General features: G+C 60.2%; 19 protein-coding genes. 10 read left to right on the top strand and 9 right to left on the bottom strand.

All coding sequences use genetic code 11. The features are described 5' to 3' along the window. Positions 1 to 323 precede the first annotated feature (323 nt). Genes emhC through emhA form a run of 3 tightly spaced genes read right to left on the bottom strand, consistent with a single transcriptional unit; the run spans position 324 to position 6,109 of the window. A complete protein-coding gene (gene emhC / locus KGB18_RS29465; RefSeq protein ID WP_223570947.1) occupies positions 324 to 1,784 on the bottom strand; it encodes an efflux RND transporter outer membrane subunit EmhC in 1,461 nt (486 codons plus the stop codon). Next, positions 1,784 to 4,948, bottom strand: a complete 3,165-nt coding sequence (gene emhB, locus KGB18_RS29460; RefSeq protein WP_123719751.1) for an efflux RND transporter permease subunit EmhB — start codon at positions 4,946 to 4,948, stop codon at positions 1,784 to 1,786. The genes emhC and emhB overlap by 1 nt, the downstream gene beginning before the upstream one ends. A gap of 3 nt (positions 4,949 to 4,951) precedes the next feature. After that, positions 4,952 to 6,109 carry an efflux RND transporter periplasmic adaptor subunit EmhA gene (emhA, locus tag KGB18_RS29455; protein WP_123719750.1) on the bottom strand — a complete coding sequence of 386 codons (1,158 nt, stop codon included), beginning with the start codon at positions 6,107 to 6,109 and terminating at the stop codon, positions 4,952 to 4,954. Between the two features lie 265 nt (positions 6,110 to 6,374). Between emhA and emhR the strand changes: the two genes are divergently transcribed. After that, positions 6,375 to 7,007, top strand: coding sequence for an efflux system transcriptional repressor EmhR (emhR, locus tag KGB18_RS29450; protein ID WP_123719749.1), 633 nt, complete (start codon positions 6,375 to 6,377; stop codon positions 7,005 to 7,007). A 163-nt stretch (positions 7,008 to 7,170) separates the two neighbouring features. Continuing rightward, the gene (locus KGB18_RS29445; protein WP_201059822.1) at positions 7,171 to 8,055 is read left to right on the top strand and encodes a DMT family transporter; all 885 of its coding nucleotides are present in this window, start codon (positions 7,171 to 7,173) and stop codon (positions 8,053 to 8,055) included. Positions 8,056 to 8,156: 101 nt separating this feature from the next. Here KGB18_RS29445 and KGB18_RS29440 read toward each other — a convergent pair whose 3' ends face one another. The 3 genes from KGB18_RS29440 to KGB18_RS29430 are packed head-to-tail and all read right to left on the bottom strand — an operon-like array spanning position 8,157 to position 10,720. Next, entirely contained in the window at positions 8,157 to 9,206 is a 1,050-nt protein-coding gene (locus KGB18_RS29440; protein WP_123719747.1) for an alkene reductase, read from the bottom strand. A 21-nt stretch (positions 9,207 to 9,227) separates the two neighbouring features. Next, the gene (locus KGB18_RS29435; RefSeq protein WP_052966918.1) at positions 9,228 to 10,397 is read right to left on the bottom strand and encodes an MFS transporter; all 1,170 of its coding nucleotides are present in this window, start codon (positions 10,395 to 10,397) and stop codon (positions 9,228 to 9,230) included. Between the two features lie 2 nt (positions 10,398 to 10,399). Beyond that, positions 10,400 to 10,720 (bottom strand): ArsR/SmtB family transcription factor, encoded by a 321-nt coding sequence (locus tag KGB18_RS29430; protein WP_007903797.1) that lies wholly within the window; start codon positions 10,718 to 10,720, stop codon positions 10,400 to 10,402. Between the two features lie 154 nt (positions 10,721 to 10,874). Between KGB18_RS29430 and KGB18_RS29425 the strand changes: the two genes are divergently transcribed. Next, positions 10,875 to 11,453: an ACP phosphodiesterase gene (locus KGB18_RS29425; protein WP_123719746.1), complete on the top strand. Its 579-nt coding sequence runs from the start codon at positions 10,875 to 10,877 to the stop codon at positions 11,451 to 11,453. 107 nt (positions 11,454 to 11,560) lie between these two features. Here the strand turns inward: KGB18_RS29425 and KGB18_RS29420 are convergent, their stop codons facing one another. Further along, positions 11,561 to 12,352 (bottom strand): lysophospholipid acyltransferase family protein, encoded by a 792-nt coding sequence (locus KGB18_RS29420; protein WP_123719745.1) that lies wholly within the window; start codon positions 12,350 to 12,352, stop codon positions 11,561 to 11,563. Further along, positions 12,352 to 13,107, bottom strand: coding sequence for an L-ornithine N(alpha)-acyltransferase (gene olsB / locus KGB18_RS29415; protein ID WP_007903792.1), 756 nt, complete (start codon positions 13,105 to 13,107; stop codon positions 12,352 to 12,354). Before olsB ends, KGB18_RS29420 begins: the two co-directional genes overlap by 1 nt. Positions 13,108 to 13,261: 154 nt before the next feature. On the opposite strand from olsB, the gene KGB18_RS29410 reads away from it, so the two are divergent. The 5 genes from KGB18_RS29410 (at position 13,262) to KGB18_RS29390 (ending at position 17,654) form a co-directional block, all read left to right on the top strand. Further along, entirely contained in the window at positions 13,262 to 14,143 is an 882-nt protein-coding gene (locus KGB18_RS29410; RefSeq protein ID WP_223570946.1) for an acyl-CoA dehydrogenase family protein, read from the top strand. Between the two features lie 186 nt (positions 14,144 to 14,329). Further along, entirely contained in the window at positions 14,330 to 15,424 is a 1,095-nt protein-coding gene (locus KGB18_RS29405; protein WP_223570945.1) for a serine hydrolase domain-containing protein, read from the top strand. Further along, a complete protein-coding gene (locus KGB18_RS29400) occupies positions 15,421 to 15,750 on the top strand; it encodes an amidase (protein WP_223570944.1) in 330 nt (109 codons plus the stop codon). The genes KGB18_RS29405 and KGB18_RS29400 overlap by 4 nt, the downstream gene beginning before the upstream one ends. Positions 15,751 to 15,904: 154 nt before the next feature. Next, a complete protein-coding gene (locus tag KGB18_RS29395) occupies positions 15,905 to 16,495 on the top strand; it encodes a YceI family protein (RefSeq protein ID WP_123719741.1) in 591 nt (196 codons plus the stop codon). 1 nt (position 16,496) lies between these two features. Further along, complete coding sequence (locus KGB18_RS29390; RefSeq protein WP_223570943.1) at positions 16,497 to 17,654, top strand: phospholipase D-like domain-containing protein; 1,158 nt, start codon at positions 16,497 to 16,499, stop codon at positions 17,652 to 17,654. Between the two features lie 140 nt (positions 17,655 to 17,794). Here KGB18_RS29390 and bglX read toward each other — a convergent pair whose 3' ends face one another. Next, positions 17,795 to 20,086: a beta-glucosidase BglX gene (gene bglX / locus KGB18_RS29385; protein WP_223570942.1), complete on the bottom strand. Its 2,292-nt coding sequence runs from the start codon at positions 20,084 to 20,086 to the stop codon at positions 17,795 to 17,797. A 235-nt stretch (positions 20,087 to 20,321) separates the two neighbouring features. Here bglX and KGB18_RS29380 point away from each other — a divergent pair, with 235 nt between their 5' ends. Further along, positions 20,322 to 20,933, top strand: a complete 612-nt coding sequence (locus tag KGB18_RS29380) for a LemA family protein (RefSeq protein ID WP_123719738.1) — start codon at positions 20,322 to 20,324, stop codon at positions 20,931 to 20,933. A 43-nt stretch (positions 20,934 to 20,976) separates the two neighbouring features. Continuing rightward, positions 20,977 to 21,654, top strand: a 678-nt coding sequence (locus KGB18_RS29375; RefSeq protein WP_223570941.1) for a TPM domain-containing protein, incomplete at its 3' end; no start/stop codon positions are given.

Here is a 21,654-nt window from a genome sequence, read left to right as displayed (position 1 = left end):
ACGTAAGATTGATCCGTACTTTGTGGTGTCGGGGTCGGCCCCATCGCGGGCAAGCCCGCTCCCACAGTGTCCGTGTCGAACCCAGATTCTGTGAGCCCCGCTGAGCCTGTAGGAATGGGCCCTACAGTGTCCGTGTCGAACCCAGATTCTGTGGCCCCCGCTGAGCCTGTAGGAGTTTGTGTCCATATCGAACACAAACTCTGTGAGCCCCGCTGAACCTGTGGGAGCGGGCTTGCCCGCGATGGGGCCGGCATGGCCAATACAACTTTTCCTATGGCCAACAAAAAGCCCACCAATCGGTGGGCTTCATGTTTACCGCGCTATCAGAACAACTTCATCTTCGGCGCTTCTTCTTTCAACGGCTCGTTCTTCGCCGTCTGTTCATTCCAGCCACCACCCAACGCCTTGTACAGATTGACCGCGCTGACCAGTTGCGCCAGACGGTCGGTGATCAGCGCTTGTTGGGCACTGAACAACTGACGCTGGGCATCGAGGAAGGTCAGGTTGCTGTCGACACCGATACGGTAGCGACGCTCGGCCAGACGGTAGTAATCCTGGTTGGCGCTGACGAAGTCACGCTGAGCCTGCAACTGCTCGGTGTAGGTCTGGCGTGCGGCCAGGCCATCGGCGACTTCCTGGAAGGCCGTTTGAATGGACTTCTCGTAGTTCGCCACGCCGATGTCTTTCTGGATCTTGGAGTAATCCAGGCTGGCGCGCAGGCTGCCGGCGTTGAAGATCGGCAGGTTGATCTGCGGCTGGAACAACCAGGTGCCCGAACCGCCCTTGAACAGACCGGACAGGTCCGGGCTCAGGGAGCCGGCATTGGCGGTCAGGCTGATGCTCGGGAAGAACGCAGCCCGTGCAGCGCCGATGTTGGCGTTGGCAGCCTTGAGGTTGTACTCGGCTTGAAGGATGTCCGGACGACGTTGCAGCAAGTCCGACGGCAAGCCGGCCGGTACTTCGCTCAGCACGTCATCCGACAGTGGCTTGGCCGCTTGAAGATTGGCCGGGATACCGGTGCCGAGCAGCAGCACCAGGCTGTTTTCATCCTGAGCGACCTGACGGGTGTATTTGGCCTGTTGCGCACGGGCGTTTTCCACCGAGGTACGCGACTGAGCCAGATCCAGCGCCGAGGCTACACCCACTTCGTTGCTGCGCGAGGTGAGCTTGAAGCTCTCCTCGTAGGCACCGAGGGTTTCCTGGGTCAGTTTCAGCAGCTCTTTGTCAGCCTGCCAGGTCAGATAGGCATTGGCCACACTGGCCACCAGGCTGATTTGCGTGCTGCGGCGCGCTTCTTCAGTGGCGAAGTATTTCTGCAGAGCTTCTTCGCTCAGGCTGCGAACCCGACCGAACAGGTCGAGTTCATAAGCGCTGATGCCAACAGTAGCCGAGTAGGAACTGCTGATGGCCGTTTCACCGGTTTGCGAGGCCCGTGCCGGAACTCGCTGACGGCTGCCGCTGCCGGTGGCCGAAACGGCCGGGAACAGATCGGCACGCTGGATGCGGTATTGAGCCGCATAAGCGTCGATGTTCAGCGCCGCGACGCGCAGGTCACGGTTGTTCTCCAGCGCGGTCTGAATCAGCTGTTGCAGCGCCGGGTCGTGGAAAAACTGCTTCCAGCCCTGTTCGGCGGCGGCCTGGTTAGGCGCCTGGGCCGGCGAATACGCCGGGCCTTGCGGGTATTGGCCCGCCACCGGTGCTTCAGGCTGCTGATAATCGGGTATCAGCGAGCAGCCGCTCAGCACGAAGGCAGCGACTGCGATGGAGAGTAGCGACTTGCTCATTAGCCAGCCTCTTTAGAAGGTTCAATAGCGTCATCATCTTGGTCGGCGATTTTGCGCTGACCCATGGACGACACGGTGACAAAGAACAATGGGACCCAGAAGATCGCCAGCACAGTGGCTGTGATCATACCGCCAATCACCCCGGTACCGATCGCATGCTGGCTACCCGAACCTGCGCCCGTGGAGATGGCCAGTGGAACCACTCCGAGCACGAACGCGAGCGAGGTCATGATGATCGGTCGCAGACGCATCCGGCAGGCTTCGATTGCGGCATCGCGCAGGCTACGTCCTTGCTCATGCAGTTCCTTGGCGAACTCGACGATCAGAATGGCGTTTTTCGCCGCCAGACCGATCGTGGTCAACAGCCCCACCTGGAAGTACACGTCGTTGGACAGGCCGCGCAGGCTGGTCGCCATCAGCGCACCGATAATCCCCAGCGGCACCACCAGCATCACCGCGATCGGGATCGACCAGCTTTCATACAACGCCGCCAGACACAGGAACACCATCAGCAGCGACAAGGCGTACAACGCTGGCGCTTGTGAGCCGGAAAGACGTTCCTCGTACGACAGACCGGTCCAGGAAATACCGACACCGGCTGGCAGTTTCTTGGCCAGGGCTTCGACTTCGGCCATCGCTTCACCGGTGGAATAACCTGGCGCCGGGGCACCGAGGATTTCCATCGCTTCTACGCCGTTGTAACGAGCCAGTTTCGGCGAACCGTAGATCCACTCACCCTTGGCAAACGACGAGAACGGAACCATGGTGCCGGCGCTGTTGCGCACGTACCACTTCTTCAAGTCTTCGGGGCTCATGCGAGCGCCAGGCAGGCCTTGGATGTAGACCTTCTTCACGCGACCGCGGTCGATGAAGTCGTTCACATAGCTACTGCCCAAAGCAATCGACAGGGTGTTGTTGATGTCGGTGAGGGTCACGCCCAGGGCGCTGGCCTTCTCATCGTCGATCTCCAGCTGGTATTGCGGCTCGTCGTTCAGGCCGTTGGGACGCACTTGCGACAGGACCTTGCTTTGCGCCGCCATGCCGAGGAACTGATTACGGGCCTCCATCAGTTTTTCGTGACCAATACCGGCGCGGTCCTGAAGGAACACGTCGAAACCGGTGGCGTTACCCAGTTCCAGTACCGCCGGTGGCGCGAAGGCAAACACCATGGCGTCGCGGAAGGTAAAGAAGTGCTGTTGGGCACGGGCCGCGAGTTTGAACACGCTGTTGTCTGCGTTACGTTCTTCCCATGGTTTGAGCATGATGAACGCCATACCCGAACTCTGACCACGACCGGCGAAGTTGAAGCCGGTCACAGTAAACACCGAGGCCACCGCGTCGCCTTCGCCGCCTTCCTTGCTCGGACGCAGCAGGAATTCGCGCATTTCGTCCACGACCACTTGCGTACGCTGGGAGCTGGAACCGGCCGGTGTCTGCACCTGGGCAAACAGTACACCCTGGTCTTCTTCCGGCAGGAACGCCGTTGGAATACGGGTGAACAGCCAGATCATGCCAACCACGATGATCAGGTACGCCAGCAGGTACGGAGCCTTGTGCGCGAGCATGTTGCCCACGCCGCGCTCGTAGCTTTTGACGCCACGGTCGAAGCTGCGGTTGAACCAGCCGAAGAAGCCGCGTTTCGGCGTGCCGTGCTCACCTTTCGGAATCGCTTTGAGCATGGTCGCGCAGAGCGCCGGGGTGAAGATCAGCGCCACCAATACCGACAAGGCCATGGCCGAGACGATGGTGATCGAGAACTGTTTGTAGATCACACCGGTGGAGCCACTGAAGAACGCCATCGGCAGCAGTACCGCCGACAGCACCAGGGCAATACCGACCAGGGCACCCTGGATCTGCCCCATGGATTTCTTGGTGGCCTCCTTGGGTGACAGGCCTTCTTCGCTCATGACCCGTTCGACGTTTTCCACCACGACGATGGCATCGTCCACCAGCAAGCCGATGGCCAACACCATACCGAACATGGTCAGGGTGTTGATGCTGAAACCGAACGCCGCGAGGATCCCGAACGTACCCAGCAATACCACCGGCACGGTCATCGTGGTGATGACGGTGGCGCGGAAGTTTTGCAGGAACAGGAACATCACCAGGAACACCAGCACGATCGCTTCGACCAGGGTTTCAACCACGCCCTTGATCGACTCGGTCACCACCGGGGTGGTGTCGTACGGGAACACCACTTCCATCCCTTCCGGGAAGAAGGGCTTGAGGGTATCAATGGTATTGCGCAGGGCTTTTGCGGTGTCGAGGGCGTTGGCGCCGTTGGCCAGTTTCACCGCCAGACCGGAGGCCGGGGCGCCGTTGAACTGAGCGCTGATCGAGTAGTTTTCGCCACCCAGACCGACTTCCGCAACGTCGCCGACACGCACTTGCGAGCCGTCCTTGTTGACCTTCAGCAGGATCGCCTTGAACTGCTCGGCGGTTTGCAGACGGGTCTTGCCGATGATCGTCGCGTTCAGTTGCTGGCCGGGCAGGGCAGGCAAGCCGCCGAGTTGACCGGACGAGACCTGGACGTTCTGCGCCGCGATGGCGGTTTTCACGTCGACCGGGGTCAGGTTGTAATTGTTCAACTTGGCCGGGTCGAGCCAGATCCGCATCGCATACTGGGCACCGAAGACCTGGAAGTCACCGACACCGGCCGTGCGCGAAATCGGGTCCTGCATGTTCGACACGATGTAGTTGGACAGGTCGTCCTTGGTCATGCTGCCGTCGCGCGACACCACGCCGATGACCATCAGGAAGTTTTTCACCGACTTGGTCACGCGGATGCCCTGTTGCTGCACTTCTTGCGGCAACAGCGGGGTGGCCAGGTTCAGCTTGTTCTGGACCTGAACCTGCGCGGTATCGGAGTTGGTGCCCTGCTCGAAGGTCGCGGTAATGGTCATGTTGCCGTCGGAGTTACTTTCCGACGAGACATAACGCAGGTTATCGATACCGTTGAGCTGTTGCTCGATCACTTGCACCACGGTGTCCTGCACGGTTTGTGCAGACGCGCCTGGGTAGGTTACCGAGATGGCAATGGCCGGAGGCGCAATGCTCGGGTATTGGTTGATCGGCAGTTTGAGGATCGATAGAGCCCCGACCAGCATAATCACCAGGGCAATTACCCAAGCGAAAATCGGACGGTCGATAAAAAATTTCGACATGGTTTACTCCCCTTTGCCGCCGGCAGCAGCATTAGCTGCCTGTGCGGTGGCCGGGCTCTTTGCGCCAACGTTAGTGGCTTCAGTGGCTTTCACTTCGACGCCAGGTCTGACGTATTGCAGCCCTTCGGTGATCACGCGATCGCCTGCCTTCAGACCGTCTTCAATCAGCCATTGGTTACCGACGGTGCGGCTGGCCTTGAGCTGACGCAGTTCGACCTTGTTGTCCGGACCGACGACCAGCGCGGTCGGAGAGCCTTTGAGGTCGCGGGTCACGCCTTGTTGCGGAGCCAGAATCGCCGCGCTGTCCACACCGGCCTGCAACTGGGCGTGAACGAACATGCCCGGCAGCAGGGTGTGATCAGGGTTCGGGAACACGGCACGCAGGGTCACGGAGCCGGTGGTCTGGTCAACCGAAACTTCGGAGAACTCAAGCTTGCCGTCCAGCTTGTACTGGCTGCCGTCTTCCAGGGTCAGCTTGACCGCGGCGGCATTATCGCCAGCCTTTTGCAGACGACCGCTTTCCAGTTCGCGGCGCAGCTCAAGCAGCTCCACCGAAGATTGGGTGACGTCGACGTAGATCGGGTCCAGTTGCTGAATGACGGCCATGGCGTCGGTCTGGCCGCTGCTGACCAGCGCGCCTTCGGTCACCGAAGAACGTCCGATGCGACCAGAGATTGGTGCGTAAACCTTGGTGTAACGCACGTTGATCTGGGCGGTCTGCAAGGACGCTTCCGATTGCAGGCGGTTGGCCAGCGCGGTGTCGTATTCCTGACGGCTGACAGCCTGTTCGTCGACCAGTTGCTTGTAGCGGTCGGAGATCGACTTGGTCGAACGCAGGTTGGCTTCGGCGCTTTTCAGGGTCGCGTCATAGACCGATGGGTCGATCTGATAGAGCTGCTGACCGGCTTTGACGTCGCCGCCTTCCTTGAACAGTCGCTTGAGAATGATGCCGTTGACCTGTGGGCGAACTTCGGCGATGCGGAACGCACTGGTGCGCCCCGGAAGTTCGGACGTCAGGGTGAAGGCTTGTGGTTGCAGGGTTACGACGCCGACCTGAGGGGCTGGTGCGGCAGGTGCCGCCTCTTCCTTTTTACATCCGCTGAGCAGCGATGCCAGGGCGACGGCAGTAACCAGAGCGGTAACAGCTGGCTTGAATTGCATGAAGATCCTCGGGTCAGGCGCGCACATTGCGCACAAGAAATGTGGAAGGTTTAAAAAATTATGCCGGGTGGATAAGTAGCTTGCTAAGGAATATACTTACGTTCATGGTTGTTTGTAAAGGCCTTGGCGGTGTACCCACACGGTTACAAAAGCCGTTCAAAGGTTGGAATTGTAGGCCTGATGAGACGCCCAAGAGCGCTCGCCCCACTTTTATTCAGCTGATATTCAGACATCGCTGAAGCACCCTGATTGAGGTTTTACTGCCATGGTCCGTCGTACCAAAGAGGAAGCTCAAGAAACCCGAAGCCAGATACTCGAAGCGGCAGAAAAAGCCTTTTACGAGCGGGGCGTGGCACGCACGACGCTGGCGGATATCGCGACCCTGGCCGGCGTGACTCGCGGGGCCATCTACTGGCATTTCAGTAACAAGGCGGATCTGGTGCAGGCGATGCTCGATACCTTGCATGAGCCGCTGGATGAAATGGCCAAGGCCAGTGAAAGCGAAGATGAACTCGATCCGCTGGGCTGCATGCGCAAGCTGCTGATTCATTTGTTTCATCAAGTTGCCCTGGACCCGAAAACCCGACGCATCAACGAGATTCTGTTTCATAAGTGCGAGTTCACCGATGAAATGTGCGATCTGCGCCAGCAGCGCCGAACGGCCAGTCTCGATTGCAATGTGCGAATCGCTCTAGCCCTGAGTAATGCGGTGAATCGCGGGCAGTTGCCGGAAAACCTCGACACTGCCCGCGCGGCCATCAGCCTGCATGCGTATATCGATGGCACCCTGTATCAGTGGCTGTTGGCTCCCGACAGTTTTCAACTGCACACCGAAGCCGAGCGTTGCGTCGATACAGGGTTGGATATGCTGCGCTTGAGTCCGAGCCTGCGCAATTGAAACAAAATGCGTAATTGGATCCATTTGTGTCAAGACTTGAAGCGGGGGAAATGTCCCTGCTTCGCTCGCCTTTCTGTAATGGGGGGCTTTTATATACGTACGTTTGCCAGGTTGATAGGTAGCGAGCTACGTATTTTGTAGGAATTTTGTGTCGAGTCTGTGAATGAATGTTAACAACCCGGGCTACAAGGGCGCCGAGCAGCCGATAAAGGGTATCGCGCTGATCTGCCTGGCGGTTTTGTTGTTCGCTAGTCACGACACGTTGTCCAAGTACCTGTCCGGGTTCTATCCGATCGTGATGGTGGTTTGGGCGCGCTACGTGGTGCACACCTTGTTGATGCTGGTGATTTTCGTGCCACGCAGTGGTTTCTCGGTGGTAGTGCGCACCAAGCGTCCGGGTTTGCAGTTATTACGCGCTCTGTGCCTGATCGGCACCAGCCTGTTTTTCACTACCGGCCTGCGTTACATCCCCTTGGCTGAAGCCACCGCCGTCACCTTTCTTGCTCCTTTATTGGTGACCGCGTTGTCCGTACCGCTGCTGCATGAGCGGGTAACCCGCAATCAGTGGCTGGCGGTGCTGGGTGGATTTGTCGGCGTGTTGATCGTCGTGCGGCCCGGCGGTGCGCTGTTCACCCCGGCGATCTTGTTGCCACTGTGCTCGGCCTTGTGTTTTGGCTTCTATCAATTGCTCACCCGCCTGCTCAGCGGTATCGACAGCCCGACCACCAGCAACTTTCTCACCGGCATTATCAACAGCCTGATCATGACTGCACTGTTGCCGTTCTTCTGGAGCACGCCGACGCTGCTGCATGGCCTGTTCATGATTGGGCTGGGCACTTGCGGCATGCTCGGTCACATGTTGCTGACCCAGGCTTTCCGCCATGCGGCGCCGGCGATGCTGGCACCGTTCAGTTACGGGCAGATTCTATTTGCCGGGATATACGGGTATTTGATCTTCGACCATACCCCGGACAGCTTTGGTGTGATCGGTATCACGGTGATTTGCCTCAGTGGTCTTGCGGTCGCCTGGGGACAGCGCAAGCGCTGACAGGATCTGTAGGAGCTGCCGAAGGCTGCGATCTTTTGATCTTCCAACGCAAAAGCCCCGGCTCTTTCGAGTCGGGGCTTTTGCATTTTTACGGCAGACGTTTACAGCGCTGGGTAGTCGATGTAACCGACCGGCCCCTTCGCATAGAACAGTTCCGGACGCGCCTCGTTCAACGGCGCATCGGCCTTCAAGCGTGCCGGCAGATCCGGGTTGGCAATGAACGGTACACCGAACGCCACCGCATCAGCCTTGCCGCTGGCCAGCCACTCGTTGGCGCTGTCCTTTGTGAAGCGTTCGTTGGCGATGTACGGGCCGCCGAAGGCTTCTTTCAGTTGTGGGCCGAGGCTGTCGCCGGCTTCTTTCTCGCGCGAGCAGATGAAGGCGATGCCGCGTTTGCCCAGTTCGCGAGCGACATAGGTGAAGGTCTCGGACAGGTTGTCGTCGCCCATGTCATGGAGATCGGCACGCGGTGACAGGTGCACACCCACACGGCCCGCGCCCCAGATTTCGATGGCGGCATCGGTCACTTCCAGCAACAGGCGCGCACGGTTTTCCAGGGAACCGCCATAGTTGTCGGTGCGCTGGTTGGTGCTGCTTTGCAGGAACTGGTCGAGCAGGTAACCGTTGGCGCCGTGGATTTCCACACCGTCGAAACCGGCAGCCTTGGCGTTCTCGGCACCCACGCGGTAAGCGTCGATGATATCGGCGATTTCAGCGCTTTCCAGGGCACGCGGGGTTGGGAAGTCGGCCAATGGACGCACCAGGCTGACATGACCCTTGGGCTGGATGGCGCTCGGCGCGACCGGTGCTTCGCCGTTCAGGTACAAGGGGTGGGAAATCCGGCCCACGTGCCACAGTTGCAGGAAAATTTTGCCGCCAGCGCCGTGGATTGCTTTGGTCACATTGCTCCAGCCGCGCACCTGGTCGTTGGACCAGATACCGGGAGTGTCCGGGTAGCCCACGCCGATTGGCGTGACCGAAGTCGCTTCGCTGAGGATCAGGCCGGCGGAGGCGCGCTGCACATAGTATTCGGCCATCAGCGCGTTCGGCACACGGCCTTCGTCGGCGCGGCAGCGGGTCAGCGGCGCCATGATGATGCGGTTGGCCAACTCGAGGTCGCCCAGTTTGATCGGATCGAAAATAGTCGTCATTTAATAGCTCTCTTTTGGAGATCAGTTAGAAGTAGCAGGGGCCAGTTTGGGATCGCCGCTCTGACGGAAAGTAATCAGGGTCACCAGCAGGGCGAGTACTGCCAGTGCGGCAGCCGCGAGCGGCACGCTGGTGAGACCGAAGCCGTGGGCGATGACGCTGCCGCCGACCCAGGCACCCAGCGCGTTGCCGACGTTGAAAGCGCCGATGTTCAGGGTCGATACCAGGTTCGGTGCCGCCTTGCCGTAGGTCACAACGTTCACTTGCAGGGCGGGCACGGCGGCGAAGCACGCGGTGGCCCAGAGGAACAGGGTGATTTCGGTCGGGATCACGGCAATGCTGGTCCAGGTCAGCACGGTGGACACGACCGCCATGGTGATGAACACACCGATCAGCGTCGCCGCCATGCTTTTGTCCGCCAGCTTGCCGCCGATGATGTTGCCGACCGTCAGGCCCAGACCGATGAGCATCAAGGTCCAGGTCACGCCGCGTGGCGAGACTCCGGTGACCTCGCCCAACAGAGGGGCGACATAGGTGAATAAGGTGAAGACCGAGGCAGCGAACAACGCAGTCATGCTCAACGACAGCCAGATGCCGGCGCCTTTGAGGGCGCGCAGTTCGGCGCGCATGTCGAGTTTCTCTTCATCGCGCTTCGCCGGCAGGAAACGGATCAGGCCGATCAGTGCAATCACACCGATCACCGTCACCGCCCAGAAGGTTGAACGCCAGCCGGCTTCCTGACCGAGCGCGGTGCCCAGCGGCACGCCGAGGACGTTGGCCAGGGTCAGGCCGGTGAACATCAGGGCCACGGCCGACGCACGTTTGTTGGCCGGTACCAGACCTGCCGCCACCACCGAACCGATGCCGAAGAAGGCGCCATGACACAGCGCGGTGACCACACGGGCAAACATCAAAACGTTGTAGTCACTGGCCAGGGCGCAGAGCAGATTGCCGATGATGAAGATGCCCATCAACGCTACCAAAGCGGCCTTGCGCGGCAGTCTGGCGGTGGCCAGTGCCATGAACGGTGCACCGATGGCCACGCCCAGGGCGTAACCGGTCACCAGCCAGCCGGCGCCGGGGATCGACACACCGAGATCGGCCGCCACCTCGGGCAACAGGCCCATGATGACGAACTCGGTGGTGCCGATGGCGAAGGCGCTCAAGGCCAGAATGAGTAGCGAGAGGGGCATTGTCAGTTCCTTGTCGGAGCGCGGAGCTCCTTGTCGATGGCGTCGAGGAACGCCTGAATCACGTCCTCGTTGCGTTTGAAGAAATGCCATTGACCGGCTTTCTGGCTGCTGATCAGTCCCGCCCGTTGCAAGGTCGCCAAATGAGCGGACACAGTCGACTGCGACAGGCCGCAGCGTTGATCGATCTGTCCGGCGCAAATGCCGTACTCATGGTTGTGGAGCTGTTCCGGGAACTGGACCTTGGGGTCTTTCAGCCAGATGAGGATGTCTCGGCGTACTGGGTGTGCCAGCGCTTTTATTATTTCGTCGAGGTCGATGGTCATGGTTTGGGCTCGTGATGAGTAAAACGCTATATCGCGATGAGGCGAACTTTAAATCGGTACTTCGCGATATACCAATATGATTTTGGTCTGATGACCGTGTAAATCGGTATATCGGGTTATAACGATATTGGTGGCGCAGTGTTAAGCTGCGCGCATGAACTATCTCGCACATCTGCACCTCGGTGGCCAGCGCCCCGGTCAAATGCTCGGCAGTCTGTATGGCGATTTCGTCAAAGGACGGCTGCAAGGGCAGTTCGATCCGGAGATCGAAGCGGCCATTCAGTTGCACCGCAGCATCGACGTGTTTACCGACCGCCATCCGCTGGTGGACATCGCCTTGTCGCGGTTTTCCCTTACGCGCAGGCGTTACGCCGGGATCGTGCTCGATGTGTTTTTCGACCACTGCCTGGCGCGGGACTGGGAGTTGTACGCCGACCGTCCGCTGGCGCAGTTCACTTCGGACGTTTACCGGGTGCTGTCCGCCGAGCCGCAGTTGCCGGAGCGCCTGGCGATGATTGCGCCGCACATGGTGGCCAATGACTGGTTGGGTTCTTACCGGGAATTCGCGGTGCTGGAGCAGGTGCTGCGGGGGATTTCGCGCAGGTTGACCCGGCCCGAGGAGTTGGCCGAGGCGATGCAGGAGTTACGACGGTTGTACGAACCGTTGAGCGAGGATTTCCGGTTGTTCTATCCCGAGCTGCAGGACTTTGCCCAAAACTATCCAACTACATAAATAACTGTGGGAGCGGGCTTGCCCGCGATTGCGGTATGTCATTCAACATTTACCGTTGAATGTTAAGCCGCCATCGCGGGCAAGCCCGCTCCCACAGGGATTTGTGATTAAGCAGCAATAGCCGGGCGCATAGGGATTTGCTGCATTTCCGGAATCGCCCCAAACAACGCCTTCTGCACCGCCTGCTGCGCTTCGAACGCCAGCGCCGCACGTTCCCGGTCCTGGCACTCGATCGGCTTGAGCAGATGAATTTCCACCTCACCCCGATCATTGGCGAACAAGCGCATCAGGTGCGACAGCAAATCATCATCGCCAATGAACGGTGCCAGGGTATCGAGTTCGCCATCGCGCAAATAACGAATCGCTACCGGTTGCAACGCCACTTCGGAATCGATCGCCGCTGACAGCAAACGACCATGAAATGTGCGCAGCGAGCGGCCATCAGTGGTGGTGCCTTCCGGGAACATCAGCAGCGGATGTTCCTGCTCCAGATGGCGGGTCATTTGTTTGCGGATCAACTGACTGTCGCCTGAACCACGGCGAATGAACAGGCTGCCGGCCTTGGCCGCCAACCAGCCCGCCACCGGCCAGGTGCGCACTTCGGCCTTGGACAGGAACGACAGCGGCGTGAGCATGCCCAGCAACGGAATGTCAGTCCAGGACACGTGATTGCTGACCCAGAGCATCGGCGCCTTTGGCAATTCACCATGCACGGTCACGCGAAAGGGCAGGGCATTGCTCAGCCGCGCCATGAAAAACCGCGACCAACGCTGGCGACGGACCATCGAATGGGCAATCCCCAGTCGCTCGAACAACCCGAAGAGACTGGCCATGCTCAAGCCCAACGTCACCACTAAAAGCACTCGCGCAATTCGCGCGTACACCCGCAAGCGGCTCATCATACAGCCGCCTTGAAGTGCTTGGCGTAGCGCGGGCAGAGCTCGTCGCGCTTGAGCAGGATGAACACGTCAGCCACTTGGAAGTCTTCGTCCCAGCACGGCTCGCCGCAGATTTTTGCGCCCAGACGCATGTAGGCCTTGAGCAGCGGCGGCATTTCGGCGATGACGTTGGACGGAATATCGAGCGTCGGCAGTGGTTTTTTCGGCTCGGCGCGCAGGTGTTCGGTGCACAGGTAGCGTTCGCGCAGGCGCTGCATGATCGCGTGGGCCTGAATGCCGCCGTCCTGCATCGGAATGCTCGCGCACCCCATCAAATAGCTGTAACCGCCCTGGTTCAGCACTTCGGCCAGTTCACCCCAGAGCACGGCGATAGTGCCGCCGTTGCGGTAGGCCGGGTCGACGCAGGTGCGACCGATTTCCAGGATCGGGCCTTTCAGATGGACCAGGCCATGCAGGCTGAATTCTTCTTCGCTGTAGAACTTGCCAAGGCTACTGGCCGCTGTGTGGTCGAGCAAACGGGTGGTCGCCACCAGGCGCCCGGTGTTCAAGTCACGCACGCCGATGTGGGCGCAGTGAACATCATAGTCATCCATGTCCAGACCCAGCTCCGCGCCTTTCAGCTTGGCGTTGAATTCGCCGCTGAACACGTTGAAGCGCAAGGCCTGGGCTTCCTGCAACGCCTCGGCGCCCACCAGGCGTTCGGCTTGCAGGCGGCGTTCATTGCCGGTGTCGCTGATGCGGGCGATCTGAGTCATTGTGAGTCTCCGTACGGGCTGGCCACCCGTCTTGGGTTGCAGCCGATCGACTTTCTTTATGCAGCCGTGTTGTGCAAAGTCAGGCTATGTAGCCCCGGTGTCATCGCCATGAAGCTTTGGTGATGCTTATATGACAGCCCACAAGGAGCCTCTTATGCCCTGGCAAACCCTGTTGAAACGCCGCGATCGTCTGCCCACCAACCCGGACCTGGGCGAAGGCTTTGCAACCTTGTTGCAACAATTGGGCGCGGTGTCGCCGTTTGAATTGGCGGTGGTCGGCGGACGGCTGATGGCGACACCGGGGCTGGCGTTTCTGGTGGGTTATCAGGCGGCGTTGCGCATGCTCTGGCCGAGCGCGCCGCTGAGCCTCGGCGCGTTGTGCGCGACCGAACAGCGCAGTTTGCGGGTGGCGGACATGCAGACCCGGCTGCGCGATTTGCGTCTGAGCGGGCGCAAGGATTTCGTCACCGCTGGCGATGCCGCCGACTGGCTATTGGTCGCGGCTCGCAGTGAAGAACCCGGCGAAGTGCCGCGTTTGAACCTTGCGGTGGTTTACCCCGGCGAACCGGGTGTGCGTCTGGAAAAACTCGCGCCGATGCCATTGATGCCAGACATAGGCCACGGCCGGTTGTTTCTCGACAACGCGTTGTGTGAATTGCTGGCGGGGGATGGCTGGGACGCTTACGTCAAACCGTTCCGCACCCTTGAAGACACCTATGTGCTGAGCGCCATGACCGCTTGGCTGTACGGCGTGGGCCAAGACAGCGACTGGCCGCAAACCTTGCAACTGCGTTTACTGGCGCTGCTGGCCGGGTGCGCGGAAGTCAGCCGCCAGGCGCCGAACAATCCGGCCGGGCATGTATTGCTGGGCGGGTTATTTGCGCAGTTCGATGGGCTCAAGGCTGAAGTGAATCAGGCCCTGGCCGATGGCCCGCCACAATGGGCGGCGATGTGGCAGCGCGATCAGGCCGTGATGGATTTGGCGGCAGGGGCGCGGGGGAAGCGGTTGGCCAAGGCGTTGGCGGGATTGTCGTAAGGTTGGAGGGACCCTTCGCGGGCAAGCCCGCTCCCACAAGGATCTCTGGTGTGCAAAATATTGTGTACGACGCAGATCATGTGGGAGCGGGCTTGCCCGCGATGGCGGCCTCATTGGCGACGCAAATTTCAAAACTGTCATCAAGCTCGACTAGGCTCTGCAGGTTCATCTCTCCGAGCGCCCCTCATGTTCAAAGGCTTGTCCCTGATTGTCATGCTGCTGCTCAGCCTCTTGGCTCAGGCCGAAAACTGGCCAGCCGAGCAATGGTCGCCCGGCTCGAAAGTCACCGGCCCGGCACTTCAGGTCCTGGAGAGTTACGCCTTCCCTCCCCGCGACGATGCCACTCACCAAGGCATTCGCACCGATGCCTTGCTGGTGATCCGCGACGGTCAACTCGTCTACGAACGCTACGCCGGCCCGACCACTGCTGAAACACCGCACCTGACCTGGTCCATCAGCAAAAGCCTGATGGCCGCGGTGCTCGGGGTGGCCTATGGCGAAGGGCTGTTCAAACTGCAGGACCCGGCGGTGAAGTTCTATCCACCACTGGAAAAACACCCCGCCATGACCATGGCCGACCTGCTGCACTGGGCCTCCGGTCTGGACTGGCAGGAAGACTACGAATATGCCCCATTGAAGTCCTCGGTGGTGGCCATGCTTTACACCCGTGGTCACCGCGACATGGCCGCGTTCACTGCCGACCACGACGAGTACGCCAAACCCGGTCAGGCATTCCGCTACTCCAGCGGCGACAGCAATCTGCTGTCCGCTGCACTTAAAACCATCGTCGGCCCGGCCCGTTATCCGGATTATCCGTGGACCGCGCTGTTCGAACCCTTGGGAATTCGCACTGCGGTGTGGGAAGCGGATGCCACGGGCACGTTTGTCGCATCGTCCTATGCCTACCTCACCGCCCGGGATCTGGCGCGGGTCGGCCTGTTGATGGCGCGCGACGGTCGTTGGCGTGAGCGGCAATTGCTGCCTAAGGATTGGGTCGACTTCAGTCGTGAGCCTTTCGCCCGCTATCAAGCCAACCAGGATGAAGCAGTGCCCGGCGCTCACTGGTGGCTCAATCGCGCGGTGGATGGCGCGACACAGCCTTGGCCCGATGCCCCCGCCGATACCTTCGCCGCGCTGGGTCATTGGGGTCAGGCGATGTACGTGATTCCCAGCGAGAAGCTGGTGATCGTGCGCTACGGCGATGATCGCGATGGCAGTTATCGGCACAACGAATTGCTCAAACTCGCGCTCAAGGCGTTTGCCATGAAGGTGCAGCCATGAGCCGCCGCAGTTTTATTCGCCGTTGGCCATTCAGCACGCTGTTGCTGGTGCTGCTGATCGCCTTGCTTGGCTGGATCTGGCAGGAGCGGGTGGCGCTATGGGCTTTCCCGGACATCATCAGCGCCTACACCGCCAAGGAATACTGTTCTTGCCGGTATGTGATGAATAATTCGGCCGAGTATTGCCAGAGCTATGTGAAGCAGTATTTGCCCACCAACGGGTTCGTCGATGACGCCGCGAACAAGCGTGTGACGGTTGGTGGTATGGGACGCAGTAATAGCGCTGTTTGGGTTGGTGAACGCCAAGGCTGTCGGTTGATGCCCTGAAAAGATCGCAGCCTTCGGCAGCCCCTACATCGACCGCGTGCAACCCTGTAGGAGCTGCCGAAGGCTGCGATCTTTTGATCTTTTGATCTGTGCGGTTTGCAATGTGCCCACGGCCAGTTAAGGTTCGCTCAGGTTTATCTGCCCATGAGTCTCTATGTTCAACCGCTTTGTCTGCAAAACCCTCGCTTTCCTGCTGCTGGCCGGTGTCACCGTGTCGGCCCAGGCCAATTGGTATCTGGATGGCGAGTCCTCGCGGCTGTCGTTCATCAGCACTAAAAACGCCAACATCTCCGAAGTGCAGCGCTTTCTGGTGCTGCACGGCAAGGTCGATCCCAAAGGCCTGGCACAGGTGGAGGTTGAAATGGAGTCGGTCAACAGCGGCATTCCGCTGCGTGACGAACGCATGCGCAACGAACTGTTCGAGATCCAGACGTTTCCCGAAGCGCTGATCACCACGCAAATCGATCTGCGGCCGATCAACGACCTGGCGCCCGGTGCGCAACTGGAGTTGCGCTTGCCGCTGACCGTCAACCTGCATGGCAAACAACACCAATACAACGCCGAACTGTTGGCGACCCGTCTCGATGACCGGCGCTTTCAAGTGGTGACCCTCGAGCCTTTGGTGATCAGCGCTGAAGATTTCGGCCTGGCTCCGGGCCTGGAAAGCTTGCGCAAGGTTGCCGGTTTGTCGGCCATCAGTCTGTCGGTGCCGGTGGGTGCGGTGCTGATTTTCACGGCGCGCTGAGATGCGCGGCGCAATTTTCCCGTGGCGCGACGGCAACCGCTTTGAGCTGCTGATCGACGGCCCGCAGTTTTTTCCGCGAATGCTGGTGGCGATTGCCCGCGCCGAAGAACAAGTCGAACTGGAACTGTACCTGGTGGAGGCGGGAGCCTGCGCCGAGGCCATGGTTCAGGCGCTGGTCCAGGCGGCCGAGCGCGGCGTGCGGGTGCGCTGCCTGTTCGATGACTATGGCAGCCTGGCGTTCACCCTGACCTTGCGTCAGCGCCTGATCGCCGCCGGTGTCGAGTTGCGTTTCTACAATCGTCTGAGCTGGCGCCGTTGGGTGGGCAACTTTTATCGCGATCACCGCAAGCTGCTGCTAGTGGATCAATGCCTGGCCGTGGTCGGCGGCACCGGGGTCACCGATGAGTTCTGGACACCGGGTGAAGACACCAGCGAATGGCACGAAGTGATGGTGGAAATCGGCGGCCCGTTGGTGCTCGACTGGCAGTTGCTGTTCGATCGCCAATGGATCGCCAACCGCCATCGGCGCGCCTGGAAACCCACTGCGCATTTCGGTTTGCCGCGCTTGCCGCGAGTGCCGGCCATGGGCGAGGGCATGGGCCGAGTCGCCTATGCCGACGCCCGCCAACACCGCGATATTCTGCAATCGCTGGTTCGCGCGCTGAACAGCGGCCAGCGCCGAATCTGGCTGGCCACGCCGTATTTTCTGCCGACCTGGAAGGTCCGCCGCTCACTGCGCCGGGCGGCAGCTCGTGGCGTCGATGTGCGGCTGCTGCTGACCGGGCCGCGCACCGATCACCCATCGGTGCGCTACGCCGGGCATCGCTACTACCCGCGTCTGCTCAGGTCCGGGGTGAAAATCTTCGAGTATCAGCCGTGTTTCCTGCACCTGAAAATGGTGTTGATCGATGACTGGGTGAGTATCGGCTCGTGCAACTTCGATCACTGGAATCTGCGTTTCAATCTGGAAGCCAACCTCGAAGCCCTGGACCCCGGACTGACCCGGGCGGTGGCGGCGAGTTTCGAGAATGATTTTGCCCTGAGCCAGGAAGTCAGCCTCGACGCATGGAAGCGCCGACCGTTGTGGCGGCGGGTCAAGCAGAGGGTATGGGGATGGGTGGATCGGCTGGTGGTGAATCTGCTGGATCGACGGGGCTGAGCCCAATTTCCGCAACACCCTAAACCACTGTGGGAGCGGGCTTGCCCGCGATGGCTGCCTCACATTCGACATAGATGTTGAATGTTATGGCCTCATCGCGGGCAAGCCCGCTCCCACAGGTTTTTGTGGCGTAGGACTAATTACAGCAACTCAAAGCTCTGCTGCGTCACGTCCTGGGAGTCCAGGCCGATCTGCACGTTGAACTTGCCCGGTTCTGCGGCGTACATGAGCTGGGCGTTGTAGAACTTCAGGTCATCCTCGGTGATGGTGAAGTGCACGACTTTCTGTTCGCCGGCCTTGACCAATACTTTCTGGAAGTTCTTCAGTTCCTTGACCGGGCGGATCATCGAACCGGTCACGTCCTGGATGTACAGCTGCACCACGGTTTCGCCGTCACGCTTGCCGGTGTTCTTCACCACGACGCTGGCGTCGAGCTTGCCGGTCTTGTTCAGTGTGGTCGACGACAGCGCCATGTCGGTCAGGCTGAACTGGGTGTAGCTCAAGCCGAAGCCGAACGGGAACAGTGGCCCGGTGGTGTCTTCGAAATACTGCGAGGTGTAGTTGCCCGGTTTGCCCGGAGTGAACGGCCGGCCAATGCTCAGGTGGTTGTAGTAGGTCGGAATCTGACCCACCGAACGCGGGATGGTGATCGGCAGTTTGCCCGACGGGTTGTAGTCGCCGAACAGCACGTCAGCGATGGCGTTGCCGCCTTCGGTGCCGCTGAACCAGGTTTCCAGAATCGCGTCAGCCTGCTCTTTCTCTTCGAGAATCGACAGCGGGCGGCCATTCATCAACACCAGCACCAACGGTTTGCCGGTGGCTTTCAACGCCTTGATCAGCTCGCGCTGGGCGGCCGGGATGTTCAGATCAGTGCGGCTCGACGATTCGTGGGACATGCCACGGGATTCACCCACCGCTGCCACCACCACATCCGCTTGCTTGGCAGCCTTGACCGCTTCATCGATCAACACATTGGCCGAGCGCGGATCATCCACCACTTCCGGCGCATCGAAGTTGAGGAAGTTCAGGTAATCGAGGATTTTCTTGTCGCTGGTGATGTTCGCGCCACGGGCGTAGATCAGCGTCGACTGCGCGCCAAGCGCATTGGTCATGCCGTCGAACAAAGTCACCGATTGCTCGGGACGGCCAGCAGCGGCCCAACTGCCCATCATGTCGATCGGCGCCTTGGCCAGTGGACCGACCAGCGCGATTTTCGCGGTTTTCTTCAGCGGCAGGGTGTCGCCCTGGTTCTTCAGCAACACCAGGCTGCGGCGCGCGACATCACGGGCCTCGGCGCGGTGCAGGCGGCTTTCGGCATAGGTGTCGGCCGGGTCATCCTCGGCCTTGCCGATGCGCAGGTACGGGTCTTTGAACAGGCCCATGTCGTACTTGGCGGCGAGCACTTCACGCACGGCGTTGTCGATGTCTTTCTGTTCGATCTCACCGGCCTTCAACAGCACTGGCAATTCCTTGCCATAGAGGGTGTCGTTCATGCTCATGTCGATGCCGGCCTTGATCGCCAGCTTCGCTGCTTCGCGACCGTCAGCGGCGACGCCGTGCTTGATCAGCTCGAAAATTGCCCCGTGATCGCTGACTGCCAGGCCCTTGAAGCCCCATTCCTTGCGCAGCAGATCGTTCATCAGCCAGGTGTTGGCAGTGGCCGGCACGCCGTTGATCGAGTTCAGCGCAACCATCACCCCGCCGGCACCGGCGTCAATCGCCGCGCGGTACGGTGGCAGGTAGTCCTGGTACATCTTGACCGGGCTCATGTCGACGACGTTGTAGTCGCGACCGCCCTCGACCGCGCCGTACAAGGCAAAATGCTTGACGCTGGCCATAATGCTGTCGGCCGCGTTCGCACCGGTGCCCTGGAAGGCCTTGACCATTACGCCGGCGATCCGCGAAACCAGGTAGGTGTCTTCGCCGAAGCCTTCGGAAGTGCGACCCCAGCGTGGGTCGCGGGAGATATCGACCATCGGCGCGAAGGTGATGTCGAGGCTGTCAGCCGCCGCTTCCTGGGCTGCGATGCGCCCGGAGCGACCAATGGCGTCCATGTCCCAGCTCGAGGCCAAAGCCAGCGGAATCGGGAAAATGGTGCGGTGGCCGTGGATCACGTCATAGGCGAAGAACATCGGGATCTTCAACCGGCTGCGCATGGCCGCGTCCTGCATCGGACGGTTTTCGGCGCGGGTGATCGAGTTGAAGGTGCCGCCGATATTGCCGGCAGCGATCTCCTTGCGGATCATCTCCCGCGGCATTTCCGGACCGATGCTGATCAGGCGCAACTGGCCGATCTTTTCATCGAGGGTCATTTGCTTCATCAGGTGGCTGATGAAGGCGTCCTTGTTCTCTATAGGTGCGGGCGTCGTGGCGGCCAATACGGTATGACTGGCCAGGCTGACGAACAGGCCCAGCAAACACAGCTTCTTCATGAATTGTTTTCTCAAAAGCCTAAACGGCAGTGAATACACGCCGGTCAGCCAAAATTTGGGGAGCGACTATTGTTGTTCAGGTAAATGCAGCACACTTCTGCAGAGTCTCAGTGCTGGGCATCTTTTAGCCCATTGGCTCGATGCAATCCAGTAGCGGCGCAGATTATGCCCCAAGAGTCGGGTCAGAGTTCGCAGGTTGTTTCATCAACGGAATGTGCAAGGGAGCATCAACCAGATGAATGTACGACACCATTATCGGTCGAGCCTGCAGGTTGCAGCCTTGATGTGGCTGACAACACTACTGACCGGCTGCGGCATCAACAATATCCCGACCCTCGACGAACAGGCCAAGGGCGCCTGGGGCCAGGTGCAGAACCAGTACCAGCGTCGCGCCGACCTGATTCCCAACCTGGTGGAAACCGTCAAGGGGTATGCCCAGCATGAGCAAGAAACCCTGACCGCGGTGATCGAAGCTCGCGCCAAGGCGACGTCGATTCAGGTGGATGCCAGCACGCTGGACAATCCGGAAAAACTCAAACAGTACGAGCAGGCGCAGAATCAACTGACCGGCGCGCTGAGTCGGTTGATGGTGGTGTCCGAGCGCTACCCGGACCTCAAGGCCAACCAGAACTTCCTGGCGCTGCAATCGCAACTTGAAGGCACCGAGAACCGCATCGCCGTGGCGCGTCGCGACTTCATCCTGGCGGTGCAGAAATACAATACCGAGATCCGCACCTTTCCCGGTCGCCTGTGGCACACCGTGATGTATAGCGATCTGCCAATCCGCGAAACCTTCGAGGCTACCAGCCCCGGTGCCGAGAAAGCGCCTGAAGTGAAGTTCCAGTAAGCGCCGGAACGGGCTTGAAGCGTCACCAAGGATGAGGTTGCCAATGCGCGTGTTGAAAGTGGGCCTGGTGCTGGTGTTCTGGGTGTTTGCCCTGACGGCCCAGGCCGAGTTGAAGTTCCCGGAATTGACCGGGCGGGTGGTGGACAACGCCCAGATGATCGAGCCTGCGGTGCGCGAGCAACTGACGCAACAGCTCAACGCCCACGAAAAAACCACCGGCGAGCAGTTGGTGGTGGTCACGTTGCCGGACTTGCAGGGCACCGACATCGCGGATTTCGGTTATCAGCTGGGACGCTACTGGGGCATCGGCCAGAAGGACAAGAACAACGGCGCGCTGCTGATCGTCGCGCGTGACGAGCGCAAGCTGCGGATCGAAGTCGGTTATGGCCTGGAAGGGCGCCTGACCGATGCGCAGAGTTCGGTGATTATCAATCAGGTGATCACGCCCGCCTTCAAGGCCGGCAACTTCAGCAAAGGCATCAGCGACGGGGTTGCGGCGATGCTGGTGGTGCTGGGCGGCAATCCGCTGGACGAGCCGTCGACGGTGTATGAATCGGGCGGTGATCAGGAGAGTGATTTCGTTGGGCGGCATCCGGGGTTGTTCGTGCTGCTGCTGATGCTGTTCATCCTGACGATCTTCGTCGGGCAGATGTTCGGTATTCTGCCAAGCGGCGGAGGCCGTGGCGGCTCGGGAGGCGGTTTCGGCGGCGGAGGTTTTGGC

It is taken from the genome of Pseudomonas sp. BF-R-26 (assembly GCF_019947395.1).
Taxonomy (GTDB): Bacteria; Pseudomonadota; Gammaproteobacteria; order Pseudomonadales; family Pseudomonadaceae; genus Aquipseudomonas; species Aquipseudomonas farris.
This window is presented reverse-complemented; position numbering and strand designations above follow the sequence as displayed.